This is a genomic window from Nocardioides sp. Root140 (genome assembly GCF_001426745.1).
Taxonomy (GTDB): Bacteria; Actinomycetota; Actinomycetes; order Propionibacteriales; family Nocardioidaceae; genus Nocardioides.
In genome coordinates this window covers 214221-235167 of record NZ_LMFI01000010.1, presented here as the reverse complement: position 1 = coordinate 235167, position 20947 = coordinate 214221, and the positions used below count along the sequence as shown (strand labels likewise).

Sequence of the window (20947 nt, the reverse complement as noted above, 5' to 3'; positions counted from 1 at the left end):
CTCAGCGCGACTTCATCGGGCTGTACACGGGACCGGAGACATCACGGATCAGAAGAGGGTGTCCACGGTCGGCGACGACCGGGGAACCAGCCCAGCGATGAACGAGGAGAGGAAAACGCCATGGGCGTAGACATCAAGGTAGACGGGCTGTCGAAGTCCTTCGGCAAGCAACTCATCTGGGGCGACGTCACCCTCACCATCCCCGCCGGTGAGGTGTCCGTCATGCTCGGCCCCTCCGGAACCGGCAAGTCGGTGTTCCTCAAGACCCTCATTGGCCTGCTCAAGCCCGACAAGGGCTCGATCATCATCGAGGGCACCGACATCGCCTCCTGCTCCGAGAAGGACCTCTACGAGATCCGCAAGCTCTTCGGCGTGCTGTTCCAGGACGGCGCGATGTTCGGCTCGATGAACCTCTTCGACAACGTGGCCTTCCCGCTGCGTGAGCACACCAAGAAGAACGAGACCGAGATCCGCAACATCGTCATGGAGAAGATGGACCTGGTCGGTCTCCTCGGTGCCGAGGACAAGCTTCCCGGTGAGATCTCCGGTGGTATGCGCAAGCGTGCCGGCCTCGCCCGGGCCCTCGTGCTCGACCCCGAGATCCTGCTGATCGACGAGCCCGACTCGGGCCTCGACCCGGTGCGCACCTCGTTCATCAACCAGCTCTTCATCGACCTGAACGCGCAGATCGACGCCACGTTCCTGATCGTCACCCACGACATCAACAGCACCCGCACGGTGCCCGACAACATCGGCCTGCTCTATCACAAGCACCTGGCCTTGTTCGGGCCCCGCGAGATGCTGCTCAGCTCCGAGGAGCCCGTGGTCCGCCAGTTCCTCAACGCGCAGACCGTCGGCCCGATCGGCATGTCCGAGGAGAAGGACGCTGACGAGCTCGAGGCCGAGCGCGACATCGAGATGCCGCCGCTGCCGCCCATCCCGCTCCAGCTCGTGCCCTCCAACGGCATCCCGCGCCGTGGCCAGCGCCCCGGTGGCGAGTGGTGCCGCCTGAACGGTGTCACGCCGCCCCCCGGGTCCTTCGAGTCGACCAACGCCGGCCTGGCCCCCGGATCCTGAAGAGACCCACATGTCGTCACTGACCTCATCCCGGATGTTCGATTCGGGCGCAGACAGGGACGACGATCTCACTTCTACTTCTCGTCGGACACACCGATGACGGCTGCATCGGTGCGTGATGCCGGATCCGGCGGCAGGTACACCGGCCGCAGATCACTGACCGGGTCCGCAACGTCCTGATCGAGTGTTGCGACCCGATCCGTTCGGCCACCACCGTCGCCGCCATCATCGGCGACACTCGCAGCAACTCCCGGAATCGTGGCTCGGTGTCATCGATCCCCGTGACACCCGCACCACCCGTTCGTACTTCGGCGGACCACCATCGCCCAGTGCCTTGCGCACCGTGTTCTTCGAGATCCCCATCATCCCGGCGATCACCTTGATCGGCACTCCCGCCGCACGGTGCAACCGCCGGGTCTCAACCCCAGTCCTCCACTGACAACACTCCACTTCTTCCTGCCTCGAGGTGAGGGCAGGTCTCGGAGGGGGTCAGTTTCAGGTTCCGTCGACAGGGAGAGTTCGCCCGTTCACTGGACTCCCAAAGCGCCGGGGTCCGGTGTCGCGAGGAGTGAGCCCGACTCGAGTGCCCCGGGCCCGTTTGCGCCGGGGCGGCGCGCGCAGGCTTTGTCAGCGGATGGTGGTCCAGGTGATAAGGACCGAACCGACGCACGGGCAGAAATTCGTGATGGTGCCGCCCGCATTGCGGATCTCCACGACGGTCGGGTTGAGTTCGGCCATCGGGACGGTGGCGGTGTGCCAGGTCAACGCAGCTCCTCCTCAGCTCGTGGCCGGCAGCAGGTCGGCCTGAGCGCGCAGTCCATCGCTGTTCTCCTTCTGGTGGCCTGTGGATCCATGCTGCTGAAGGTGACCCCGGCCGTCTTGTCTGCCAGGCAAAGTCGTGAACCGCAGTTGTATCGGGAGCGCAGGGCGGTCCCCGGCCATCTCGGGCGGTGCGGCGTGGGAGGTGGGTTGAACTCGATCGGCTGCGTCCGCGGGCTGACACCACGCTCTGCTCCAGCCGATTTTCGAACGAGACCGGCCGCAGGGCGATGTTGTACGTCGACACAGGCATTGCCCCGGAGTTTGGCCTGGCGGACCTAACTCGCGGGGTTGCCTCGGTCCCACACTCGTGTGTATCGCTCAGCAGTCCGAGAGGAACTCAAATGTCCGACGCCCTGAAGACCTTGCTCCCCCTGTTTGCTTTCATGCTGATTCCAGTGTGGATCCCCATGATCGCCGCCGCAGTGGGTTGCGCTTTCGACGCCGTCGGCAGAGTCCGCGGAAGAGGTCGGCCCACGACGCGCATCGCCGCCAGCGGCCAGCACAAGGCTGTCCCCGTCACCTGACGCCACCAACCACGTGGGAGCCATGGCGATGAGATCAAAGCTTGCGTGATCAACGCGAAAGAGTACGTCTACGTCACTGAGGTTGACGTGGATGCCTGGGCCAAGGAGCAGATGGCGACCTACAAGTACCCCCCGCATCGTCTCCAGTTCTTGGAACGAGCTGCCGATGACCGCCTCGGGCATGATCCTCAAGCGCCAACTCGACTGAAGGAGCAGATATCCCATGCAGCGCAACATCTACGACGCCGACCACGAAGCCTTTCGCGACTCCGTTCGCACTTTCCTCGACCGCGAGGTCAAGCCGAACTGGGATGCCTACATCGAGGCCAAGCAGTTTCCCCGCGAGATGTGGCTCTCGTTCGGCGAGGCTGGCCTGCTTGGTTTGGAGATACCCGAGGAGTATGGCGGCGCCGAGGCCGGTGACTTCCGCTACAACGCAGTGCTCTGCGAGGAGCTGGGTAAGGTGTCGATGTCGCTCGGCTCGTGCCACGGCATCCACGCTGACATCGTGGCGCCGTACCTCGTGGAGCTCACGACCGAGGAGCAGAAGAAGCGCTGGCTGCCCGGGTTCTGCTCCGGCGAGATCCTTACCGCGATCGGGATGACCGAGGCATCGGGCGGCTCCGACCTGGCCGCGCTCAAGACCACTGCTGTGCGCGATGGTGACGACTGGGTCATCAACGGGTCGAAGACCTTCATCACCAACGGCGCCTCGGCTGACCTGATCGTCGTGGCGGCGCGCACCGATCCCGAGGCCAAGCGCGGCCACGGCATCTCGCTGTTCGGTATCGAGAGCGGCCGCCCGGGCTACAGCCTTGGCCGCAAGCTGGACAAGGTCGGCCAGGATGAGTCAGATACTGCGGAGATGTTCTTCGAGGACATACGGGTGTCGGCCGAAGACTTGATCGGGGAGCTGAACCAAGGCTTCATCCACATGATGAACTGGCTGCCACAGGAGCGGCTGTCCAACGCCATCTGCAACATCGCACAGGCCCGGCAGATCCTTGACGAGACCATCGACTACGTCAAGGAGCGCAAGGCCTTCGGCCAGTCGATCGGGTCCTTCCAGTACAACAAGTTCGTCATCGCCGAGCTGGTCACCAAGATGGAGGTCACCCAGGGCTTCCTCGACAACGCGGTCATCGCCCACACCAAGCGCGAGCTCACCGCGGTCGACGCCGCCAAGGTCAAATGGTGGGCAGCCGAGGTCCAGAATCAGGTGCTTGACGCCTGCGTCCAGCTGTACGGCGGCTACGGGTACATGAATGAGTACCGCGTCGCCCGGGCCTGGCGTGACGCTCGCGTGTCGAAGATCTGGGCTGGCTCCAACGAGATCATGAAGGAGCTCATCGGCCGCGACCTCGGCCTATGAGTCTCGGGATCGATTTCGCCCTGTTAACCGAGAGGCACCACCTCGGACCCTGCAGGTCACCCAAGGATCGGAACCGGTCCGTCGGGTCCGGTCGCGAGAGCCGACAGCTCGGCGGGGCGTGTACCGCCTGGTACAGCGGCCCGACGGATCAAGAGAGTCTTCCTCGAAGTGTGGCCTGGGCGGTCCAACGTACGGAGACCTACGGTGCCACTCCTCCCTTCGATGGGTACTCCTAGAGATTCGCTAGTTTGCCGACTGAGTCGCGCAGTGCGTCCTCGCCAGCACGGACGTAGTGATTCAGAACCGTGGCGAGTTTGTCCCCGAGATACTGAGCCACGACCTCCCAGGATTCGCCGAGCTCGTCGTGGAACCACCTGGTCGCAGCGTGGTGCCGCAGGTTGCGGTAGACGATGGTGCGCGGCCAAGCGTTGTCGGGGTCGTTCTTCTCGACCCACCGGCGTACGCGGTGCCAGCGTTCGTTGTGCAGTTCCGGCTTGACCGGCAGGCCGGTGACCGTATCGACGAAGAGCCACAGCTCATCCTCAGTCGGCACGGGGTAGTTCCACCATGCGAGGTTCTTGTTCGGCTCGCGGAGCGAGAGGTCGGCACGTCGCTGGCGCTCGGCTTCCTGAGCGTTGAGGACCTGTTGCAGCGTTGCCTTGTCCGGCAGGCCGAGCAGTTCCTTGACGCGGGGGAGGAGTTCGTCGCGCAGCAGTGACCCGGGCAAGGGCACCTCGTGCAGGGTGTGGTTCTTCACCGGGCCGCGGAATCCGGCCTGGCGTCGTGGCGTGATCCACGAGCCGTTGACGTGGACGTAGCCGCGATCGAGGAAAACGTCGATCGCGCGTAGTGCGTTCTGCTCGCCGAGGCGGAGCCCGCCGAAGCCCGCGACGCGGATCTTCGTGCCGAACAGTGGGAGGCGCGTCATCAGTGGATCGGTGCCGTCAGGGCCACAGAGCTTGTCGGCGGCATCGGCCATCGCCCGCACCTGACGCGTCTCGGGACGCAGGCGCGGATCGACGTACTGGGCTGTCGCTCCGTGCAGGATGTTGGCTCTTCCGATCTCCAGCCCGTCGAGCGGGTCGACGCTGCGGTCGAGCCACCCCAGCCGCCAGGCAAGCTTGCGCATAGCGGCGAGCTGGCCCCGCAAATCCTCGCGGCCGCGGTTGGAGAAGATCGTCTTCGATCCCTTCTCCATGACCTTGCGGCTGTGGTCGACGCGCCATTTGGTCACCGGCACGTCGCCGATTGTGGGCAGGATGTGCGCGTTCAGTCGCGACTCGCGTTGCTCCATCGTCCGGGGCTGTTTGCCGCGCTCGATGCTGTCCTTGAGGTGCTCCTCGCCGAGCATGCGGATGGTGCGGGAGGCACGGACATCGGCACCGGCAGGAGTTTCCTTCTCGGTGTCCAGTGCGGCTTCTGCCTGCGCGAAGATCTTGCGCGCCTCGGCCTCGGAGTTGGCCCGACGGAGCACTCGCTTCCACGGCTCGCCGTCGTCGGCAGGTGCTCGGAACATCACCTGGTACTTCGTTCCGCCCACTTCGGGGGCGTAGAGCCGAACCCGCCAGGCTCGTGTTCCGCCACCCAGGGTACGCGGCTTGCCCTGCGCAAGCAGGGTGGGCTTCTTGTGAGCCGGCATCGGTGGCCTCCTAGGCTGGGAGCGCGGTCGGTCCAGAACCGGGCGCTGAATCTGCTTCGTGTATCACTCTCGTGTATCACTTGGACGAAAATGATACACGTGCCACTCGTTAGGAGTCATGGGAAATGGCCAATCGTCTTGCCTCGGCAACGAGTCCATATCTACTCCAACACGCGGAGAATCCAGTAGATTGGTGGGAGTGGGGGCCCGAAGCGTTCGCCGAAGCGACGCGTCGTGATACACCAATTCTGCTCTCCGTCGGATACGCCGCGTGCCACTGGTGCCACGTGATGGCGCACGAGTCGTTCGAGGACGCCGAGACCGCGGCGTACATGAACGCGCACTTCGTGAACGTCAAGGTCGATCGTGAGGAACGACCCGACGTCGACTCGGTCTACATGAGCGCCACCCAGGCGATGACCGGGCACGGCGGCTGGCCGATGACCTGCGTGCTCGACCACGACGGCAACCCGTTCTTCGCCGGCACCTACTTCCCGGACACGCCGCGCCACGGCAGCGCCAGCTTCATGCAGATCCTTGATGCCCTGGCCGATGCGTGGGTGACCCGGGCCGACGAGGTGCGGCAGGCGGCGTCGGAGATCGGCGCCCACCTGAAGGTGCAGGGCGATCTCGACACCGGCCTGATCACTGCCGAGACGCTCGACCAGGCCGTGCGTGCCCTGGCCACGGAGTTCGACGGGCAGAGCGCCGGGTTCGGCGGTGCGCCGAAGTTCCCGCCGGGCATGGTCCTGGAGTTCCTGCTGCGGCACGAGGCGCGGGTATCGAGACGCTCGCCGGAGCTCGCTCCTCAACCAGCGGACGGTTCCGTCGCGAAGCGGATGGTCGACGCGACCTGCGTGGCGATGGCCCGCGGCGGGCTCTATGACCAGATCGGCGGCGGCTTCGCGCGCTACTCCGTCGACTCCGGCTGGGTGGTGCCGCACTTCGAGAAGATGCTCTATGACAACGCGCAGCTGCTCGGCCTCTACGCGCGGTGGGGCGGCAACCGGATCGCCGAGGAGACCGCCGACTTCCTGCTCCGCGAGCTGCGTACGCCGGAGGGCGGCTTCGCCTCCGCGCTGGACGCCGACAGTGAGGGCGTCGAGGGCAAGTTCTACGCATGGACCCCTGCCCAGCTGGTCGAGGCGCTCGGTGAGGACGACGGCGCCTGGGCGGCGACCACGTTCGAGGTGACCGAGGCCGGCACCTTCGAGCACGGGTCCTCGACGCTGCAGCTGCTGCGCGACCCGGACGACCTGGTTCGCCTCGAGGACGTGAAGCGTCGGCTCTTCGAAGCGCGCGCGTCTCGGGTGCGGCCGGCCCGCGACGACAAGGTGGTCGCAGCGTGGAACGGCCTGGCGATCAGCGGGTTGTGCGCGGCCGGCACCCTGCTGCGCAAACCGGAGTACGTCGAGGCCGCGGTGCGTGCCGGTCAGCTGCTGGTCGACGTACATCTCGTGGAGGGACGGCTCCTGCGGGTGTCGCGCGACGGTCTGGTCGGGCGACACGACGGAGTGCTGGAGGACTACGCGTGTGTCGCGGCCGGCTTCCTCGATCTGCTGCAGGCCACCGGTGACGGGGTCTGGTTCGAGCGGGCAGGCGTGCTGCTCGACGACGCACTGGCCAGGTTCCGTGCCGACGACGGCGGCTTCCACGACACGGCCTCCGATGCCGAGGCGCTGATCACCCGGCCCCGCGAGCTCTCCGACAACGCCAGCCCTTCGGGCCAGTCGGCGATGGTCCACGCCCTTGCGACGTACGCCGCACTCAGTGGATCGGGCACGCACCGCGAGGCCGCCGAGCAGACCCTCGCGGTGCTCGCCGGCCTGGCCGAACGGGCTCCGCGCTTCGCGGGTTGGGCGTTGGCAGCGGCCGAGTCGATGCTCGAGGGCCCCGACGAGATCGTGGTGGTCGGGCGACCCGGCCTCGAACGCGATCGGCTGGAGCTGGCCGCACGTCGTCGGCACGGGGCAGTCGTGCTCGTCGTGGAACCGGGCCGCGACGACATCCCGCTGCTGGTCGGCCGCGACGAGGTCGACGGCGCGCCCGCTGCGTACGTCTGCCGCCACATGGTCTGCGAGCGCCCGGTCACTGACCCCGCCCTGCTTTGAGCGCGTCGAGAGTGAAACCTGTGTCGCGATCCGGGGTGAACGACGACACGGACTTCACTCTCGATGCGGTGGGGGCTCCTCGACAGCGGTGCCTGCCGGGAGGACGCTTGACTCATGAAGATCTCGGACGCGATGGTCGGGCAGGTCGAGCAGGTCGAGCAGGAGACGCGGCGGTTCTACGACGGCGGGCTGCCGGCCGTCGACGGCCAGCCGGAGGTTCCTCCGAACCCGGGTGAGGACCCGAAGATCGTGCTGGAGCGGCTGTCGGTGCAGGGCCACGAGCAGTTCGCCCTGATCCGCCGGATCGCCTACCGCGACAGGCATCTGGGGGAGTTGCTGGTGCCCGCGGACACCGCCTCGTTCCGCACGGACCTCACGTCGGTGCCGATGCTCTTCACCTGGCTGGTGCCGAAGACCGGCGCCCACCTGCCGGCCGCGCTGCTGCACGACGGACTCTGCTTCGCCGACGACGAGCCGCCGACCTACACCTCCACCGACGGTCACATGGTCCATCGTGTCGAGGCCGACCGCATCTTCCGTGACGCGATGGCCGACACCGGCACGGACGTCGTACGGCGCTGGCTGGTGTGGTCGGCGGTCGCCACCGCGACCCTGCTCAAGGGCGAGCAGGTGCCGTGGTCGACCGCGACGACATGGCGCCACCGCATCGTGATCGGTGCGTCGCTGCTCGTCGTGGTGGTGCTCGGCGTGCTCGCGACGCTCGACCTGTTCGACATCGGCGGTACGCCGCAACTGCCGTGGATGGGTGACCGACCGTGGTGGCTGGAGCTGATCGGAGGGCTGGCCGGCGCGATCGTCGTACCGCTCGTGCTCGGCCTGGCCTGGGGGCGGTTCCGGATGGCCGGCTGGGTGATGGGCATCGGCCTGGCCGTGCTGCTGCACGTGACCGTCGGGCTGCTGGGCGTGACCGCGCTCTACCAGGTCACCGAGAAGGCCGCCGACCGCCAGCCGCTGATCGTCGCCGGGGTCGCCGTGCTCGTGAGCATCCTGGCGACTGGCACCGTGATCGCGCTCTGGGTGCTCTAGCGCCGCGGCTGGTCAGCGCAGGCTGTACGTCGCCAAGGAGACGCCGACGTAGTGCGTGATGAAGGCGAGGATCGTGAACGTGTGGAAGACCTCGTGGAAGCCGAACCACGACGGGGCCGGGTCGGGGCGCTTGAAGCCGTAGACCACGCCGCCCAGCGTGTAGAGCACGCCGCCGGCCGCGACCAGGGTGAGCACGGCGATGGCGATGCCGTTGCTGAACCGGTCGGATCCTTCGATGAACTGCGGGATGAAGAAGACCGCCGCCCAGCCGAGCGCGATGTACATCGGCGTGTAGAGCCAGCGCGGCGCGTCGGTCCAGAACACCCGGAAGAAGACGCCCAGGATGGCGGCCGACCACACCACGGCCAGCAGGGTGAAGCGTGCCGAGCCCTCGAGGAACAGCACCGCGAAGGGCGTGTAGGAGCCGGCGATCAGCACGAAGATGTTGGCGTGGTCGAAGCGCCGGAGGAAGGCCCAGGTGCGGGGAGACCAGGTGCCGCGGTGATAGATCGCGGAGACCGTGAACAACACGAGCGCGCTGGCCGCGAAGACGGCCGAGGCGACACGGGTGGACTGCGTGGGCGACAAGGCGATCAGGACGATGCCAGCGGCCAGGGCCAGTGGCGCCGTGCAGGCGTGCAGCCAGCCCCGGAGCTTGGGCTTGACGTCCGCCAGCTTGTCCTGGGCGCGGTCGACTGCGTCGTCTAGACGTGTGCGGATCATGTCGTTCATGCGCTCCAACTTACGCCACCGTAGGTTGGCGCGCGTGCGAATGAGGGCCAGGTCACCCGAGTCAGGGACCACACGCCGGTAACATCGAGACGTGGCGGACTGGAAGCGGGCGATTCGACGGGTGCTCTACCCGGCATACGAAGCACGGGTCGTGAAGTTCCTCCCGACCGACCAGCTCCCCAAGCACGTCGGCGTGATGCTCGACGGCAACCGGCGCTGGGCCAAGGCCGTCGGGGCCGACACCGCCCACGGACACCGTGCCGGGGCCGCCAACATCGAGCCGCTGCTGGGCTGGTGCGAGGAGGTCGGCATCGAGGTGGTCACGCTGTGGCTGCTCTCCACCGACAACCTGAACCGCCCCGCCGCCGAGCTCGAGCCGCTGATGACGATCATCGAGGAGGCCGTCGCCTCCCTGGCCGACCAGAAGCGCTGGCGGCTGCACCCGGTCGGCGCCCTCGACCTGCTCCCGGCGAACACCGCCCGCCGGCTCAAGGAGTGCGAGGACGCCACGCGTGACGTCGACGGCATGCTGGTCAACATCGCGGTGGGGTACGGCGGCCGCCGCGAGATCGCCGACGCGGTCCGATCGCTGGTCCTCGAACACGCCGAGAAGGGGACCTCGCTCGAGGACCTCGCCAACGAGATCGACGTCGACAGCATCAGTGAGCACCTCTACACCAAGGGCCAGCCCGACCCCGACCTCGTCATCCGCACGTCGGGGGAGCAGCGGCTCGGCGGGTTCCTGCTGTGGCAGAGCGCGAAGAGCGAGTTCTACTTCTGCGAGGCGCTCTGGCCCGACTTCCGACGGGTCGACTTCCTCCGCGCGATCCGGGCGTACGCCGAGCGCGAGCGTCGCTTCGGCGCGTAACGCAACCTTCACCCTGCGTTCGGGCGTGTCGCCCGGGTTCCACCCACCGGGGGCGTAATTTCGGAGGTACCGGCGAGTGGGGAAGCTCGCTGTATCGGGAGGCCCGGACGTGAAGTTTCACGACTGTTGCACAGCCGCTGGGGTGGCGTGTGCCTACGGAGGCCGGCACTCCGGTCTTCGGGCGATTTCCCGGTCCATGTGGATGAGTTAGGGCCGGGAGCGGGAGTGCGCGCGCCGGTTCGTAAAGGGTGAGATCCGTGGCCTCCAAGCAGAGCAAGACCGTCCCCACCCGCACCTACGTGCTCGACACGAGCGTGTTGCTCGCCGACCCGGGTGCCATGCACCGGTTCGACGAGCACGAGGTGGTCCTGCCCGTCGTCGTCATCACCGAACTCGAAGGCAAGCGCCACCACCCGGAGCTGGGCTACTTCGCCCGCTCCGCGTTGCGCCAGCTCGACGAGATGAGGGTGACGCACGGCCGGCTGGACAAGCCGATCCCGGTCGGTGAGGCGGGCGGCACGATCCGCGTCGAGCTCAACCACACCGACCCGACGTCGTTGCCCAGCGGGTTCCGCCTGGGCGACAACGACACCCGGATCCTGGCCGTGGCGCAGAACCTCTCCAACGAGGGCGCCCTGGTCACCCTGGTCTCCAAGGACCTCCCGCTGCGGATCAAGGCCTCCTCGGTCGGCCTCGACGCTCAGGAATACCGCGCCGAGACCGTCAACGAGGACTCCGGCCACACCGGCATGGCCGAGCTCGAGGTGGCCTCGGCCGACCTCGACGAGCTGTACGACGACGGCGTGGTAGACCTCGAGTCGGCACGCGCGCTGCCCTGCCACACGGGCCTGGTGCTGCTCTCCGACCGTGGCACCGCCCTGGGCAGGGTCGGTCCCGACAAGCAGGTGCACCTGGTGCGCGGCGACCGCGAGGCGTTCGGCGTGCACGGCCGGTCCGCCGAGCAGCGCATCGCGTTGGAGATGCTGCTCGACCCCGACGTCGGCATCGTCTCGCTCGGAGGCCGCGCCGGCACCGGCAAGTCGGCGATGGCACTGTGCGCGGGCCTCGAGGCGGTGATGGAGCGCCGCCAGCACAAGAAGGTCGTGGTCTTCCGTCCGCTGTTCGCCGTCGGCGGCCAGGAGCTCGGCTACCTGCCCGGCTCCGAGAACGAGAAGATGTCGCCGTGGGCCCAGGCAGTCTTCGACACCCTCGGCGCCCTCACCACGCGCGACGTGATCGAGGAGGTCATGGACCGCGGCATGCTCGAGGTGCTGCCGCTGACCCACATCCGCGGCCGCTCGCTGCACGACGCGTTCGTGATCGTCGACGAGGCGCAGTCCCTGGAGCGCAACGTGCTGCTCACCGTGCTCTCGCGGATCGGCGCCAACTCCAAGGTCGTGCTGACCCACGACGTGGCCCAGCGCGACAACCTGCGGGTCGGCCGCCACGACGGCGTGGTCGCCGTGGTCGAGAAGCTCAAGGGCCACCCGTTGTTCGCGCACGTCACGCTGACCAGGTCCGAGCGGTCCCCGATCGCGGCGCTGGTCACGGAGATGCTGGAGAACATCACGATGTAGTCCCGTCACCTCTGGGACGAGGCGAGCCCGGTGTGACCCGTGTGACTGGTGAAGCGCGGGTGTGACCGGGCTCGCCTGTGAATTTGCCGTGTCCGGTTTGCCTCCACTGGCCCCTTCATGCAAGGTGGTCAAGATCTTTCGCGCGCCGGGGGGCATGTTGGCGGATCGATCAGTCCCGATGTCTACCCCGTGGGTACCCCTTTGTCCAAGCACAAGAAGTACGACCCCAAGCACCGGCAACTCCGGGCAGCGGGCGTACCGAAGAAGGCTCTGCGCAACACGCTGGTCCTCTCTTCGATCGCCGTGGCCGCCACTGGCTCCACCGTCGCAACCGGCATGTTCGGTGACGGTGCAGCCGCGAAGCGAGACGTCGCGCCGATGGCTGCCGACCTCGGATCCGTGGCCCCGCTCAGTGCCCAGGAGATCGCCGAACGCCGCGGTGACGACGAGCCCTCGCGCTCCGACCGTCGCAGCGACCTCGACCGGACCAAGCAGGCCGAGCTGACCGCTGCCGCGAGCACGCCCACCGGCAACGCGGTCATCGAGACCGAGGACGCCACCGACGACGACCCGCGTGGTGTCGCCCGGGCCCTGCTCTCCGAGTTCGGCTTCGGCTCCGACCAGTTCGGCTGCCTCGACTCGCTGTGGACCAAGGAGAGCGGCTGGAACCCCAGCGCGGACAACCCCAGCTCCTCGGCGTACGGCATCCCGCAGGCGCTGCCCGGCTCCAAGATGAGCTCGGCCGGTGCCGACTGGGCAACCAACCCGGCCACCCAGATCCGCTGGGGACTGGGCTACATCCAGGACCGCTACGGCACTCCGTGCAGCGCCTGGGGCCACAGCCAGAGCCACAACTGGTACTGAGTCGCCCTCGATCCGACCGGCCAGTTGTCTAGTCTGGTTCGAACGGGTCACGCGCGCACCGGCTGATCCGCCGGTTCAGCTCCATTTCCGCACGTGGTGCGGCGCACACCCTCCATGCTCGGAACACAGGGCACCTGGGGGGACCGACTTTTCGGATCCGGGTGCCACCGGGACTGATCCGAAAGGTGTCGCCGTGCGCGCACAAAATTTCCTGGGCAGGACTCTGCCCGCTCTCGCCGTGGCCACCGGCATCACGCTGGTCGCCTCCATCTCACCCAGCGTGGCCGCCCCGCCGGTCAGGCCGGGAGCCGTCACCGGCCTCGTCGCCGGCGCGATCACCAAGCCTGCCGCGGCCTACGTGGTCCCGGCGACGTGGAACCAGGCCAGCCGGGCCACCACGTACCGGGTCCAGCTGGTCGACGCAGCAGGCGTCGTGCTCGACTCCGAGACCGTCACCGACGAAGCCTGGACTGCGTTCACGACGGCCCGGCCCGGCACGTCGGTCAGGGTCCGTGTGACGCCGTACGCCGGCACCCGCAGGGGGAAGCTCGTCCAGTCGGGCGCCAAGGTGCTGGCCGACCTCACCGCGCCGACCGGCGCGTTCGACGTGTCGGTCGACGCCGACGGCTACACCACGACCGTGACCCAGGCCGCGCTGTCGGACGACGTCACGGCAGCCGACTCCATCACTCGCACCGTCACCTGGGGTGACTCCACCGAGCAGGAGTGGTCGACCGGCACGTCGCTCGTCCACGTCTACCCGACGACCGAGGCGCGCTACGTGCCCCGGGTGCGCCTGACCGACCTGGCCGGGAACACCCGTGAGCTCACCCTGGACGCGGTGGTCGTCAACGACCACGCCGCACCCACCGGCGCGTTCACCCTGAGCCCGGCAACGGCGTGGGCGAAGCTCACCAAGGTCCAGCTCACGCAGGACGCGCTCGTCGACAACTGGACGCCGGGCAACCTGATCGAACGACGCGTCGACTGGGGAGACGGCACTCCGCTGGTTCTCTGGACGACCGGCACCGTGCTGGCCCACGTCTACCGCACCGCCGGCCCGTTCACGCCGAGCGTCACGCTGACCGACGAGGCCCAGAACAGCGTTCCGGTCGAGGTCGGCGCCGTGACGGTCAAGGCAGACACCGCCCGCCCCGTGGTCCGGCTGACGCTGCCGCGTGCCCCGCGCACGTCGGTGCGCAAGTGGACCACCCTGCGTGGTGTGGCCCGTGACAGCGGCACCGGCGTCCGCCAGGTGCGAGTCCGCGCCGTCGAGAAGCGGGGCGCGGCCTGGTACGCCTTCCGGCCCGCCACCGGCACGTGGGTCAAGGCCGGCACGACCAAGTCGGCCGCGCTGCGCAAGTCGGGCATCAGGGTCGTGGTGCCCACCGCCACCGGTACCTGGACGGCGCGCCTGCCGCGCCTGGCCAAGGGCCAGCTGGTCTACAACGTGATCGCCCAGGACAAGGTCGGCAACCTGTCCACGGTGGTCTGGCGCGCTCAGTCACTGACGCGTCGCTGAGGGCGGGGGTGGGCTGGTGGCCGACCGTTGACGGTCGGTCACCAGGCCCAGCGCCACTTCAGGTCTAGAGCCGCTTCTTCTGCACCTTGCCCATCTCGTTGCGGGGCAGGGCATCGACGAACACGATCTCCCTCGGCCGCTTGTGCGCGGAGAGCTCCTCGCCGACGTACGACGTGAGGTCCGCGGCGCTGACCGGTGTGCGGGCCACCACGAACGCCACGATCTTCTGGCCCAGGTCGGGGTCGGGGGCGCCGATCACGGCGCACTCGGCGACCGCCGGGTGCCCGAGCAGCGTCGACTCGATCTCGCCGGCGCCGATGCGGTAGCCGGCCGACTTGATCAGGTCGACCGACTCGCGCCCGACGATGCGGTGCGCGCCGTCCGCGTCGATCACCGCCACGTCTCCGGTGACGAACCAGCCGTCGTCGGTGAACGTCTCGGCAGTCGCCTCGGCGCGGTTGAGGTAGCCGTCGAACAAGGTGGCGCCGCGCACCTCGAGCCGGCCGACGGACTCGCCGTCGTGCGGCACGTCGGCGCCGTGCTCGTCGCGCAGCCTGGTCTCGACCCCCGCGACCGGCACGCCGACCCAACCGGCCCGTCGTACGCCGTCGGCCCGCGTGGCCACGGTGATCAGGGTCTCGCTCATGCCGTAGCGCTCGGCCACCTCGTGGCCGGTGAGCTCCTTGAGGCGCTCGAAGACCGGCACCGGCAGGGCCGCGCTGCCCGAGACCAGCAGTCGCGCGCCGGTCAGCTCGCGGGCATGGTCTGGCGACTCGGCCAGGCGTGACCAGATGGTCGGGACCGCGAAGTACATGGTGCCCTTCGCCCCGGCGTACGCCTCGGGCGTGCCGCGGCCGACGTGCACGAGGCTGCCTCCGATGCGCAGCGGGCCGAGCACGCCCAGCACCAGGCCGTGCACGTGGAACAGTGGAAGGCCGTGCACGAGGACGTCGTCGCTGGTCCATGCCCAGGCGTCGATGAGGCCGTCGAGCCCGGCCGTGAGTGCGCGGCGGGAGAGCAGCACACCCTTGGGCAGGCCGGTGGTGCCCGAGGTGTAGAGCACGAAGGCGATGCGCTCCGGGTCGACCTGCACCGGCGTGTACGACGCCCTGGCCGTCTCGTCGATCTCGAGCGCGGGCAAGGACGTGTCGTCTGGCGCCGCGCCCAGCCAGGCGTCGGGTGTCGCGTCGGAGAGGATGTGGCGCAGCTCGGCGGCCCCGGAGTCGGGTGGCACGGGCACGACCTCGACGCCGGCCAGCAGGGCCCCGGTCACGGCGAGCACGGTCGACATCGTCGGCGTCGCGAGCACCGCCACGCGTCTCCGACCGGCCAGCGAGTCGGCCACGACCGCGGCGGCGGCCAGCAGGTCGGCGTGGCTGGTGGTGGTGCCGGCGACGCTCAGGTGCCGGTCGGTGCGGGCTCGGAGCAGGCCGGGCAGCAGCGCTTCCGCCATGTCAGGGCCTCGTCATCGAGGCCACGTCGAGCGCCTCGTCGAGCTGCTGCTCGGTCAGGGTGCCGTCGTCGACGAAGCCCAGCGCAATCACCGTCTCGCGGATGGTGGCCCCGTCGGCCAGCGACTTCTTGGCCACCTTGGCCGCAGCCTCGTAGCCGAGGTAGCGGTTCAGCGGCGTGACCACGGACGGCGAGGACTCGGCGTAGGTCCGCATCCGCTCGACGTCGGGCTCGATGCCGTCGATGCACCGGTCGGCGAGCAGCCGGGTCGAGGTGGTGAGCAGTCGGATCGACTCCAGGAGGTTGCGGGCCAGCACCGGCATCATCACGTTGAGCTCGAAGTTGCCCGAGGCGCCGGCGGTGGTGATCGTGACGTCGTTGCCGATCACCTGGGCGCACACCATCAGCGTCGCCTCGGGGAGCACCGGATTCACCTTGCCCGGCATGATGCTCGAGCCGGGTTGCAGGTCGGGGAGGTGGATCTCGGCCAGGCCGGTGCTCGGGCCCGACGACATCCAGCGCAGGTCGTTGCAGAGCTTGGTGAGGCTGACCGCGATCGTGCGCAGCTGGCCGGAGAGCTCGACCAACGCGTCGCGGGCGCCCTGTGCCTCGAAGTGGTTGCGGGCCTCGGTGAACGGCAGGCCGGTCGCCTCGGCCAGCTCCTCGATCACGGCCGCGGCGAACCCGGGCGGCGTGTTGATGCCGGTGCCCACCGCCGTACCGCCCAGGGGGAGCTCGAGCACCCGCGGCAGGGTCGACTCCAGTCGCTCGATGCCGAGCCGGCAGGCCGCGGCGTACCCGCCGAACTCCTGCCCCAGCATCACCGGGGTGGCGTCCATCAGGTGGGTGCGGCCCGACTTCACCATGTCTGCGAACGCGACCGCCTTGGCCTCGAGGGCGGCGGCCAGGTGGTCGAGCGCGGGGACCAGCCGGTCGTGGGTCGCCGTGGCGGCCGCGACGTGGATCGAGGTCGGGAACGTGTCGTTGCTCGACTGGCTGGCGTTGACGTCGTCGTTGGGGTGCGCCTCGACCCCGGCCCGTGCGGCCAGGGTGGCCAGCACCTCGTTCATGTTCATGTTGGAGCTGGTGCCCGAGCCGGTCTGGAACACGTCGATCGGGAAGTGGTCGAGGTGCTGGCCGTCGCCGATCGCCGCGGCGGCCTCGCCGATCGCCTCGGCCACCGACTCGTCGATCACACCGAGCCGGGCGTTCACCTTCGCGGCGGCCGCCTTGACCCGGGCCAGGGCGATGACGTGCTCGTCCTCGAGGCGGGTGCCGCTGATGGGGAAGTTCTCCACGGCGCGCTGCGTCTGCGCCCGCCACAGCGCCTTGGCAGGCACCTGCACCTCGCCCATGGAGTCGTGTTCGATGCGGAAGTCGCTCATGCCTCGAGGCTAGGCCATGTCTCTCAAACGGCAGTTTGAGAGAGACGGCCCAGTGGGTCCGAAAACAATCAGGAGTGCTTGCTTTGCGTGTGTGACGTGGCTTACATTCGGCCATCGATCGCTCAGAGGGAGACCCGCCACCCATGCCCCAGCCCACCACCGTCTGTGCAGCGTTCCAACGCACCGTCACGGTCCAGCCGTCCGCCGTGGCCCTGCGCACGCCGGGTGATGCCGTCTCCGTCACCTGGCAGGAGTACGCCGACCGCGTCCGCAAGGTTGCCGCGGGCCTGGCCAAGCTCGGCCTGGAGCGCGGGGACACCCTTGCGCTCATGCTGACCAACCGCCCCGAGTTCGCCTGGGTCGACGCCGGAGCCATGCACCTCGGCGTGATCGCGTTCTCGATCTACAACACCTCGTCGCCGGACCAGATCGACTACCTCTTCGGCAACGCGGAGAACACGGCAGTGGTCACCGAGACCGCGCTGCTCCCGGCGATCCTCGCCTCCGGGATCTCGCTCGAGCACGTGATCGTGGTCGACGGGAAGCCTGAGGGAGCCACGATGAGCCTCGAGGAGCTGGAGGCCTCGGGCGACCCGGACTTCGACTTCGAAGCCGCCTGGCGGGCGGTCCAGCCCGACGACGTCCTCACCCTGATCTACACCTCGGGCACCACCGGACCGCCGAAGGGCGTGCAGCTGACCCACGCCAACATCATCGACACGGTGGAGTCCGCGTTGAAGGTGGTGCCGGTCGAGTTCGGCGACCGGATCACGTCCTTCCTGCCCGCGGCCCACATCGCCGACCGTGCGTCCGCGCAGTACTTCGCGGCCACCAGCGGCGTACAGGTCACCTATGTGGACGACCCGCGCGCGATCGCGGCCGCCCTGCCCGACGCCCGGCCGACGATCTGGTTCGCCGTGCCGCGGGTCTGGGAGAAGATCAAGATGGCCGTCGAGGCGAAGCTCGCCGCCGAGGAGTCCCCGGTCAAGAAGAAGATGTTCGCCTGGGCCCTCGAGCTGGCCGCGATGCGTGCCGAGGCCGTGCTCACCGGCAAGCAGCTCGGCACCCTCGACCGCCTGCAGGTCGGGCTGGCCGACAAGCTCGTGCTCTCCAAGGTGCGCGAGGCGCTCGGCATGTCCGAGCTCAAGTGGGCCTGGTCGGGTGCCGCCGCGATCGCGCCCGAGACGCTGAAGTTCTTCATGGGCCTGGGCGTCAACGTGTGCGAGCTGTGGGGCATGTCGGAGCTCTCGGGGGCCGGCACCATCAACCCGCCCGGCAAGGCCAAGGTCGGCAGCGTCGGCCCCGGACTGCCCGGCACCGAGATCCGCATCGCCGAGGACGGCGAGGTGCTGTTCCGCGGGCCCGGCGTCATGCCCGGCTACCGCAAGGACCCGGAGAAGACACGCGAGGCGATCGACGAGGACGGCTGGCTGCACACCGGCGACGTCGGCACCCTCGACGCCGACGGCTACCTGACCATCGTCGACCGCAAGAAGGAGCTGATCATCAGCTCCTCGGGCAAGAACATGTCGCCGTCCAACATCGAGAACACGCTCAAGGTGACCACCCCGTTGGCCGCCACGATCACCGTGATCGGCGACGGCCGCCCCTACAACGTGGCCCTGGTGACGCTCGACCCCGACGCTGCTGCCGCGTTCGCCGAGAAGGCGGGCGTGGCGGCGGACCCGGCCACGCTGGCCAAGCACCCGGAGCTGCTCGCTGCCGTGCAGGCCGGAGTCGACGCGGGCAACGCCAAGCTGTCGCGGGTCGAGCAGGTCAAGAAGGTAGAGGTGCTGCCGGAGTTCTGGCTGCCTGGCAGCGAGGTGCTCACCCCGACCCTCAAGCTGCGCCGCAAGCCGATCAACGACAAGTACGCCGACGTGATCACGCGACTCTACGAGTGACATGAGCCAGCCGCAGCAGGAGAGATCTCGGGCCACCCGGCAGCGGTTGCTGGACGCCACCATCGACAACCTCGCCGAGGTCGGCTGGTCGGGCACCACGGTGGTGGCGGTGGCCGCGCGCGCGGGCGTGTCCCGCGGCGCGGCCCAGCATCACTTCGCGACCCGCGACGACCTGGTGCGTGCCGCCGTCGAGTCGGTCACCGACGAGCTCACCCGCGAGATGCGCGAGCAGGAGGCGCACTTCGCCGAGGGAGGGAACCGGCCGCTGGCCGTGGTCGAGCTGCTCACCGACATGTGGGCCGGACGCTTCGGGCGGGCGGCCACCCAGCTGTGGGTCGCCGCCGCCACCGACCCGGGGCTGCGCGCCCTGGTGCTGCCACTCGAGCAGCGCTTCAGTCGCGAGCTGTTCCGCACCACCGCCGAGCTGCTGGAGGTCGACCGGAGGGAGCCGCGGGCCGCCGAGTCGGTGCGGTTGACCATCGATCTGACCCGCGGCGTCGGCCTCGGTGCCCTGTTGCGCAGCGACCTGCAGCGCCGCAAGGCCGACCTGGCGCAGTGGGCTGCCGTGCTGGCCACGCTCCCCGGCATCGGCTCCTAGTCAGACTCGACTGACGTAGAGCCAGTACTTCTCCTCGCGCGTGCCGAGCTGGACGTCGTACGACAGGGGCTCGCAGTTGCCGAACACCTCGGTCATCGCGGTCTGCAGCGTGGAGGTCTCGGCCGCCGACCAGATGGCCAGCACCTGACGGGTCACCCGACGTGCGGCCTGCAGGAACGGCGGCAGGTAGATCGCCTCGTTGGCGTCGTGCACGAGGTAGTCGGGGCCGTTGTCGACGTCGAGCAGGACCAGGTCGTACGCCGAATCGTCCGCCTCGGCCAACGCGGTGGCGACGTCCGCGACGACCACGTCGAGGCGTTCGTCGGCCAGCAGCGCGGGGCCGTGCGAGATCGTGCCGTCGCGCATCCAGTCGACCAGTGACTGTTCCAGCTCGACCACGGTGCAGGACTCCACGCGGCGATCGGCGAGCACCTCGGCAAGCGTGAAGCCCAGCCCGAGTCCGCCGACCAGCACGCTGCCCGGGCGGTCGACCAGGCCGAGTGCGGCGGTGGCCAGGGCTCGTTCACTGCTGGTCTCAAGGGTGTCCATCACGAACACGCCGTTGACCCGCAGCTCCAGCACGGTAGGGGCGTTGTCCTCGCGGCGTTCGCGCAGCACGACCTCGCCGCGCGGGGATTCGTGGCGCGCGATCTCGACGGAATCCATGGGTCCACTCTGGCGGATGCGACTGGCCGTCGGGTGTGGCGGGTGCGTCGGACGGGCAGGATGTCCCCATGAAGTGCCTTCTCGCCGCGTTCGTCGTACCAGCCCTGTTCCTGGCGGGGTGCTCCGACGACCAGGGGGCCTCCGGGCGCGCCGGCGACCCGGCGTCCGCGGCCTCCTCGTCCGACTCACCGACGGAGTCGACGACGGAGATCCCGACCGAGCCCACGGACGACAGCGGCATGGCGCAGAGCGACGACGACTGCGAGGCACTGCTCGACGCCGACGAGGTCCGCGCGATCGCCACGCCCGACGAGGTGCGGCTGTTGACGGTCGCGGGTTCGCCCACGTGCGTGGCCAGGCTGAGCGGCGACCTGAGCCAGCTGAACGTGTCGATCACGCCGGCTGACGTCTGGGCGCGCACGGTGAAGGTGGCGATCAGGCAGGTGATCGACCAGGGCCTCCTCGACGACGCGGAGAACCAGGCCAAGCTGCAGGAGGGACTCGACCTGCTCGAGTCGGGTGACGGGCTCGACCCCGACCAGGCCTGCGACCTGTTCACCACGATGGTGGTCGACATCCAGGGCCGACCCGAGGGATCCAACAACGTGGTCAACGTCGTGCCGTCACCCGACGAGCCGCTCAGCATCAACGCGCAGGCCTGCTCTGACGGCGTCTACACGTCGGTGTCGGTGATCGCACCGAGCCCGATCAAGAACCCTGAGGCGCTCCAGCCGAAGATGATGGCCGCGCTGGACCACTTCCACGAGGGTCCGCTGCGTTGATCTCC

Annotated in this window: 17 protein-coding genes and 1 pseudogene; 11 read left to right on the top strand and 7 right to left on the bottom strand. The window is 68.7% G+C overall.

Translation table 11 applies throughout. From position 1 onward, the window contains the following. Positions 1–120: 120 nt before the first annotated feature. Positions 121–1077 (top strand): ABC transporter ATP-binding protein, encoded by a 957-nt coding sequence (locus ASD30_RS11570; RefSeq protein WP_056681477.1) that lies wholly within the window; start codon positions 121–123, stop codon positions 1075–1077. A gap of 110 nt (positions 1078–1187) precedes the next feature. On the opposite strand, the pseudogene ASD30_RS27510 reads toward ASD30_RS11570, so the two are convergent. Together ASD30_RS27510 and ASD30_RS26580 are read right to left on the bottom strand one after the other, a co-directional pair. After that, positions 1188–1522: pseudogene (locus ASD30_RS27510) on the bottom strand (IS21 family transposase); the annotation flags it as partial. Positions 1523–1704: 182 nt separating this feature from the next. Then, on the bottom strand, positions 1705–1842 hold the full coding sequence (locus ASD30_RS26580; RefSeq protein ID WP_156393628.1) for a hypothetical protein: 138 nt from the start codon (positions 1840–1842) through the stop codon (positions 1705–1707). An 804-nt stretch (positions 1843–2646) separates the two neighbouring features. Here ASD30_RS26580 and ASD30_RS11560 point away from each other — a divergent pair. Continuing rightward, complete coding sequence (locus ASD30_RS11560; RefSeq protein WP_056681475.1) at positions 2647–3795, top strand: acyl-CoA dehydrogenase family protein; 1149 nt, start codon at positions 2647–2649, stop codon at positions 3793–3795. 232 nt (positions 3796–4027) lie between these two features. Here ASD30_RS11560 and ASD30_RS11555 read toward each other — a convergent pair whose 3' ends face one another. After that, entirely contained in the window at positions 4028–5269 is a 1242-nt protein-coding gene (locus ASD30_RS11555) for a hypothetical protein (RefSeq protein ID WP_235532569.1), read from the bottom strand. A 290-nt stretch (positions 5270–5559) separates the two neighbouring features. Between ASD30_RS11555 and ASD30_RS11550 the strand changes: the two genes are divergently transcribed. Then, the gene (locus ASD30_RS11550) at positions 5560–7545 is read left to right on the top strand and encodes a thioredoxin domain-containing protein (RefSeq protein WP_056681473.1); all 1986 of its coding nucleotides are present in this window, start codon (positions 5560–5562) and stop codon (positions 7543–7545) included. Between the two features lie 114 nt (positions 7546–7659). After that, the gene (locus ASD30_RS11545) at positions 7660–8592 is read left to right on the top strand and encodes a DUF1353 domain-containing protein (protein WP_056681472.1); all 933 of its coding nucleotides are present in this window, start codon (positions 7660–7662) and stop codon (positions 8590–8592) included. 12 nt (positions 8593–8604) lie between these two features. Here the strand turns inward: ASD30_RS11545 and trhA are convergent, their stop codons facing one another. Beyond that, positions 8605–9324: a PAQR family membrane homeostasis protein TrhA gene (trhA, locus tag ASD30_RS11540; RefSeq protein WP_056681471.1), complete on the bottom strand. Its 720-nt coding sequence runs from the start codon at positions 9322–9324 to the stop codon at positions 8605–8607. Positions 9325–9415: 91 nt separating this feature from the next. Here trhA and ASD30_RS11535 point away from each other — a divergent pair, with 91 nt between their 5' ends. The 4 genes from ASD30_RS11535 (at position 9416) to ASD30_RS11520 (ending at position 14155) form a co-directional block, all read left to right on the top strand. Next, positions 9416–10192, top strand: coding sequence for an isoprenyl transferase (locus ASD30_RS11535; protein WP_056681470.1), 777 nt, complete (start codon positions 9416–9418; stop codon positions 10190–10192). Between the two features lie 257 nt (positions 10193–10449). Next, entirely contained in the window at positions 10450–11769 is a 1320-nt protein-coding gene (locus ASD30_RS11530; RefSeq protein WP_414858559.1) for a PhoH family protein, read from the top strand. A 189-nt stretch (positions 11770–11958) separates the two neighbouring features. Then, positions 11959–12633 carry a lytic transglycosylase domain-containing protein gene (locus ASD30_RS11525; RefSeq protein WP_235529930.1) on the top strand — a complete coding sequence of 225 codons (675 nt, stop codon included), beginning with the start codon at positions 11959–11961 and terminating at the stop codon, positions 12631–12633. 193 nt (positions 12634–12826) lie between these two features. Beyond that, positions 12827–14155: a hypothetical protein gene (locus tag ASD30_RS11520; protein WP_156393627.1), complete on the top strand. Its 1329-nt coding sequence runs from the start codon at positions 12827–12829 to the stop codon at positions 14153–14155. A 64-nt stretch (positions 14156–14219) separates the two neighbouring features. Here the strand turns inward: ASD30_RS11520 and ASD30_RS11515 are convergent, their stop codons facing one another. Then, positions 14220–15608, bottom strand: coding sequence for an acyl-CoA synthetase (locus ASD30_RS11515; protein ID WP_056681466.1), 1389 nt, complete (start codon positions 15606–15608; stop codon positions 14220–14222). Position 15609: 1 nt separating this feature from the next. Then, positions 15610–16992, bottom strand: a complete 1383-nt coding sequence (locus ASD30_RS11510; RefSeq protein WP_056681465.1) for a class II fumarate hydratase — start codon at positions 16990–16992, stop codon at positions 15610–15612. A 143-nt stretch (positions 16993–17135) separates the two neighbouring features. Here ASD30_RS11510 and ASD30_RS11505 point away from each other — a divergent pair, with 143 nt between their 5' ends. Together ASD30_RS11505 and ASD30_RS11500 are read left to right on the top strand one after the other, a co-directional pair. Next, positions 17136–18896, top strand: a complete 1761-nt coding sequence (locus tag ASD30_RS11505) for an AMP-binding protein (protein WP_056681464.1) — start codon at positions 17136–17138, stop codon at positions 18894–18896. Between the two features lies 1 nt (position 18897). Then, positions 18898–19494 (top strand): TetR/AcrR family transcriptional regulator, encoded by a 597-nt coding sequence (locus ASD30_RS11500; protein ID WP_056681463.1) that lies wholly within the window; start codon positions 18898–18900, stop codon positions 19492–19494. Here ASD30_RS11500 and ASD30_RS11495 read toward each other — a convergent pair whose 3' ends face one another. Continuing rightward, a complete protein-coding gene (locus ASD30_RS11495; RefSeq protein WP_056681462.1) occupies positions 19495–20160 on the bottom strand; it encodes a hypothetical protein in 666 nt (221 codons plus the stop codon). 68 nt (positions 20161–20228) lie between these two features. Between ASD30_RS11495 and ASD30_RS11490 the strand changes: the two genes are divergently transcribed. Then, positions 20229–20942 (top strand): hypothetical protein, encoded by a 714-nt coding sequence (locus tag ASD30_RS11490; protein WP_056681461.1) that lies wholly within the window; start codon positions 20229–20231, stop codon positions 20940–20942. Positions 20943–20947: the final 5 nt, after the last annotated feature.

Excerpts from the sequence above, each read along its gene's own strand:
- ASD30_RS11570 (WP_056681477.1), top strand. The coding sequence starts at position 121 with ATGGGCGTAGACATCAAGGTAGACGGGCTGTCGAAGTCCTTCGGCAAG.
- ASD30_RS11560 (WP_056681475.1), top strand. The coding sequence starts at position 2,647 with ATGCAGCGCAACATCTACGACGCCGACCACGAAGCCTTTCGCGACTCC.
- ASD30_RS11550 (WP_056681473.1), top strand. The coding sequence starts at position 5,560 with ATGGCCAATCGTCTTGCCTCGGCAACGAGTCCATATCTACTCCAACAC.
- ASD30_RS11545 (WP_056681472.1), top strand. The coding sequence starts at position 7,660 with ATGAAGATCTCGGACGCGATGGTCGGGCAGGTCGAGCAGGTCGAGCAG.
- trhA (WP_056681471.1), bottom strand. The coding sequence starts at position 9,324 with ATGAACGACATGATCCGCACACGTCTAGACGACGCAGTCGACCGCGCC.
- ASD30_RS11515 (WP_056681466.1), bottom strand. The coding sequence starts at position 15,608 with ATGGCGGAAGCGCTGCTGCCCGGCCTGCTCCGAGCCCGCACCGACCGG.
- ASD30_RS11510 (WP_056681465.1), bottom strand. The coding sequence starts at position 16,992 with ATGAGCGACTTCCGCATCGAACACGACTCCATGGGCGAGGTGCAGGTG.
- ASD30_RS11505 (WP_056681464.1), top strand. The coding sequence starts at position 17,136 with ATGCCCCAGCCCACCACCGTCTGTGCAGCGTTCCAACGCACCGTCACG.
- ASD30_RS11500 (WP_056681463.1), top strand. The coding sequence starts at position 18,898 with ATGAGCCAGCCGCAGCAGGAGAGATCTCGGGCCACCCGGCAGCGGTTG.
- ASD30_RS11495 (WP_056681462.1), bottom strand. The coding sequence starts at position 20,160 with ATGGATTCCGTCGAGATCGCGCGCCACGAATCCCCGCGCGGCGAGGTC.
- ASD30_RS11490 (WP_056681461.1), top strand. The coding sequence starts at position 20,229 with ATGAAGTGCCTTCTCGCCGCGTTCGTCGTACCAGCCCTGTTCCTGGCG.